This is a genomic window from Marinobacterium lacunae (genome assembly GCF_000705555.1).
In the GTDB taxonomy this organism is placed as follows: domain Bacteria; phylum Pseudomonadota; class Gammaproteobacteria; order Pseudomonadales; family Balneatricaceae; genus Marinobacterium_D; species Marinobacterium_D lacunae.
The window spans coordinates 1-1001 of sequence record NZ_JMQN01000033.1; the positions used below are offsets into that span (position 1 = coordinate 1).

At 63.9% G+C, this 1001-nt stretch carries 2 protein-coding genes; both read right to left on the reverse strand.

Annotation, left to right across the window (positions count from 1 at the left end; all coding sequences use genetic code 11):
• A partial coding sequence (locus tag ADIMK_RS11090) for an electron transfer flavoprotein subunit alpha/FixB family protein (RefSeq protein ID WP_036187847.1) occupies positions 1-614 on the reverse strand: 614 nt, incomplete at its 3' end.
• A 10-nt stretch (positions 615-624) separates the two neighbouring features.
• Positions 625-1001, reverse strand: a 377-nt coding sequence (locus ADIMK_RS11095) for an electron transfer flavoprotein subunit beta/FixA family protein (protein WP_036187850.1), incomplete at its 5' end; no start/stop codon positions are given.

The window sequence follows — 1001 nt, forward strand, 5'->3', positions numbered from 1 at the left end:
CCCATGCCGCGACCACCGGAGATGATCACCCGGGCATTGGTCAGTTCGGGACGGTCGGACTGCACCATCTCTTCGCTGACAAAACGGGCGGTGCCGGCATTGCAGACGCTGTCCAGGGTTTCCACCGCGGCGCTGCCGCCGGTGGCTCCGGTCGCATCAAAGGCAGAACCACGTACGGTGATCACCTTGATCGCATCGTTGGATTTAACGGTGGCGATGGCGTTACCGGCGTAGATCGGACGCTTGAAGGTGTCGGCAGACTCCACGGCGATGATCTCGGACAGCTGGCCCACATCGAGCAGTGCGGCGACGCGTGGCATCAGGTCCTTGCCGGTGGTGCCGGCCGGGGCCAGTATGTGGCTGTAGCCGGCGGCCAGCTCGACCACCAGGGCTGCCAGATTCTCGGCCAGCGCCTTGTCGTACACCGGGTTGTCAGCCAACAGCACCTTGGCGATACCCGGCACCTGCGCGGCGGCTTCTGCCACACCGCCACAGCCACTACCGGCCACCAGCAGGTGGATATCGCCACCGATTTCGGTGGCGGCCGTCAGCGCGTGCAGCGTTGACGGGCTCAGGGTCTGATTGTCGTGTTCTGCAATAAGTAGCGTTGTCATATCAGCCCCCTTAGATAACCTTGGCTTCGTTCTTCAACTTGTCGATCAGCGCATCGACGCTGTCCACCTTGATCCCCGCCTGACGCTGGGCCGGTGCCTCCACCTTGAGCAGCTGGATATGCTGCTTGAGCTCGACGCCGAGATCGGCCGGGGTCTTCACCTCCAGCGGCTTCTTCTTCGCCTTCATGATGTCCGGCAGCTTGGCGTAGCGCGGCTCGTTCAAACGCAGGTCGGTGGTGACAATGGCCGGCAGGGCCAGCTCAACCGTGCGCAGACCGCCGTCCACCTCGCGGGTGACCACGGCCTTATCGCCTTCCACCTTCACCGCAGAGGCAAAGGTGCCCTGGGGACGACCGGTCAGTGCCGCCAGCATCTGGCCGGTCTGGT